General features: G+C 69.6%; 2 protein-coding genes. Both read left to right on the top strand.

The genetic code is table 11. From position 1 onward, the window contains the following. On the top strand, window positions 1-976 hold a 976-nt coding region (locus VI238_RS05505; RefSeq protein ID WP_331649286.1), incomplete at its 5' end, for an amidohydrolase family protein. Window positions 977-1,270: 294 nt separating this feature from the next. Beyond that, the gene (locus VI238_RS05500) at window positions 1,271-2,938 is read left to right on the top strand and encodes a hypothetical protein (RefSeq protein WP_331649284.1); all 1,668 of its coding nucleotides are present in this window, start codon (window positions 1,271-1,273) and stop codon (window positions 2,936-2,938) included. Window positions 2,939-3,373: the final 435 nt, after the last annotated feature.

Below are 3,373 nucleotides of genomic sequence, written 5' to 3'. Positions count from 1 at the left end.
CAACGGCTTCGTCGTCGACAGCCAGGACAAGGCGATCGACGCCGTGCGCTGGTACGGCGCGCGCGGCTACTGGCAGATCAAGGTCTACAACAGCATGAACCCGGCCTGGGTGCCCGCGATCGTCGCCGAAGCGCATCGCCTGGGCATGCGCGTCGCCGGCCACGTGCCCGCGTTTGCGACCGCCGACCAGATGATCGAGGCCGGCTACGACGAGATGACGCACATCAACCAGTTCGCGCTCGGCTGGGTCATCGGCCCCGGCGAAGATACCCGCACGCTGTTCCGCCTGACCGCGCTCAAGCGCCTGCCCGCGCTCGACCTCGACAGTCCGAAGGTGCAGCACACGATCGACCTCATGGTGCAGGGCAAGAAGGCGATCGATCCGACGCTCGGCATCCACGAAATGCTGCTGCTCAACCGCGACGGCCAGACGCCGCCGGGTGCGGTCGACTACCTCGACCACCTGCCGGTCGGCGCGCGCCGCGACGCGATGAAGCAGCTCGCCGATACGTCCGCCCCGGGCGACGACGAAGCGTACCGTGGCGCATTCGACAAGCTCGTCGACGTCGTGCGCCGCCTGCACGAGCGCGGCGTGTTCATCGTGTTCGGCACCGATACCGGTGGTTCTTTCACCTACCACCGCGAGCTCGAGCTGTACCGGAAGGCGGGCATGACCGCGCCGGAGATCCTCACGCGCGCGACCTACGACAGCGCGAAGTACCTCGGCCTCGACCAGCGCATGGGCTCGATCGAGAAGGGCAAGCACGCGGACTTCTTCCTCGTGCCCGGCGATCCGACGAAGGACCTCAAGGCGATCAAGACGATCGCGATGGTGGTCAAGGACGGCACGTTCTACTACCCGGCCGAGGCGTATCCGAAGTTCGGCATCGCGCCGTTCGTGCCCGCGCCGAAGGTCACGCTGCCCACGTCGGACGTGGCCGTGCCCGCGACGAAGCCGTCGCCGCCCGCGAAGTAGCGCGACGATCCGATCTCGGCTGTCGCCTCTCCCGCTCGCGGGTGAGGCCGACGCGCGCAGCGCGGCGGGTGAGGGAATTCGGAGCGCACCCCCGCGCACGAAACACGCCCGCTGCCTCGCCCCGCGCACCCTTTACGCGCGCGAAGCGGAGCCTTGGATGCTCGCCGCGGCAATGCGGCGCTTGCTCACAGTCCGCCAACCCGGCGCGCGGTTAGGATCGCCGCACGATCCGATCGAGGAAGGGACGCGATGGCTGCATGCGGGCGGGGAAGGTGTGCGCACATCGCGCTGGCGATGTTGGCGGCGGTCGCGTGCGCGCAGGATGCACGCGCATTCGACACCGTGTTCCGCAACGGCTTCGAGCACCCGGCCAACTTCGACTCGCCGCTCGGCGCGAATCTCGACGGTGTCGTCGACTATTCGACGAGCTACACCTTCGTCGATGCGATGAAGCAGTCGCGCGCGTGGATCACCCAGGACACGACCGGCGCGGGCGTGTTCGACACCGGCGAGCAAGCCTGCCTCGACCTCGACGCCAATGGCTACCTGCGCACGCTCGCGCCGGTGACGACACGGCCGGGATGCGATGCGACCGCCTACAACGCCGTCGCAACGCTGTTCTTCTTCGGCGATTTCGCCGGCCACTATCCGGGCGGTCGCTACGTCGTCACGTACCAGGGGCAAGGCACGATCAGCTACCACTTCGCCGCGCACAGGAACGACGCGTTGTCGACGCCGGGTCGCGACGTGCTCGACGTCGACGCAGCGTCGGGCGGCTGGATGATGCGCTTCGACGCGATCGACGCAGCCGATCCGCCGCGCGACATCCACGTCTGGATGCCCGGCTACGACGAGCATTCCGGCCCGTCGCAGTTGTTCCATCCCGACTTCCTCGCGCTGATCCGCCGCGACAAGGTGCTGCGCTTCATGGATTGGATGCAGACGAACAACTCCTCGCAGCAGGAGTTCGCCGATCGGCCGAGACTCGACGACGTGCGCTGGACCGAGCGCGGCGTGCCGCTCGAGCTCATGGTCGAGCTCGCCAACCGCAGCGACGCGCAGCCGTGGTTCAACATGCCGCACCGGGCGACGGACGACTACATCACGCAGTTCGCGGCGCGCGTGAAGGCGCTGTTGCGGCGCGACCTGCGCGTGTACGTCGAGTATTCGAACGAGGTGTGGAACGGCCAGTTCGGCCAGGGCGCCTACGTCGAGGCGATGGGCACGGCCGAGTACGGCGACGTCGGCTCCGGCTTCGACCGACGCCTCAACTGGCACGGCGAACGCACCGCGCAGATGTGCGACCTCTGGAAGGCGGCATGGGGCAGTGACGCCTCGCGCGTGACCTGTGTCCTCGGCGCGCAGGCCGCGAACGCCTACACGCAGGAGCAGTCGGCCGACTGCCCGCTGTGGAGCGCGGGCGCGCCTTGCCGCGCGCACGGTATCGACGCGGTCGCGATCGCGCCGTATTTCGGCGGCTACCTCGACGGCCCCGGCACCGCGGCGACCGTGCAGGGCTGGTCGCTCGCAACCTTGTTCGCGGAGATCGAAAGCGGCGGCCAGATCGCGGGCGGCCCCGCCGGCGGCGCGCTCGCCGACGTGCGCGACTGGATCGCCGCGCATCGAGAGGCCGCGACCGCGCGCGGCCTGCACCTCGTCAGCTACGAAGGTGGCCAGCACCTCGTCGGCATCCTCGGTGTCGAGAACAACGACGCGATCACCGCACTGTTCACGAGCGCGAACCGCGACGCGCGCATGGGCGCCGCCTATTCGCAGCACCTCGCCGACTGGCGCGCAGGCGGCGGCGAACTGTTCATGAACTTCACCGCGTCGAGCGGCTACGGCAAGTTCGGCAGTTGGGGCGCCGTCGAGTACCTCGACGAGCAGGACACGCCGAAGCAGCAGGCCTTGCTCGGCTTCATCGATGCGAACCCGTGCTGGTGGAGCGGCTGCACGCAGTGAGCGGCGCCCCTCACCGGTAACCATGTGAGGCGCGCGGCAATGGGACCGCCGACGTCCACCCGCGTGGTCGAGCGGACGTCCTGCCGGCCAGCCGCAGTGACCGGCACCTGTTCCGCCGGGCGAAGCACGTCGTCGAAGCAGGTCGATGCGCGCGGGACGGGCGCTGTCGGAGCGTTGGCGTCGACGACGCGTCGCTCCGCTTCGGGCGTCGTGCGTCGTCGCGAACTCGTCCTGCGCAGCGCGTCGCCCCGCACCGGCACGGGCGCGATCCGGTTCGCGCGCGCCTCGCGTGCGCGAGGGGCACCGCTCCCGCCGCGCGCCGAAATGCTCTATCGTGCGGTGCAGCGGCCGATGTCCGGCCACGGAACGTAGTACCGCCGGCGACGCCGGACAGGTCGTGGCGGATGCGCGCGCGCACCCTCGACGCCGCGTCCC

The organism is Dokdonella sp. (assembly GCF_036518555.1).
Taxonomy (GTDB): domain Bacteria; phylum Pseudomonadota; class Gammaproteobacteria; order Xanthomonadales; family Rhodanobacteraceae; genus Dokdonella_A.
Note: the sequence above shows the minus strand (reverse complement) of the source record. Positions and strands in the feature narration are given on the sequence as shown.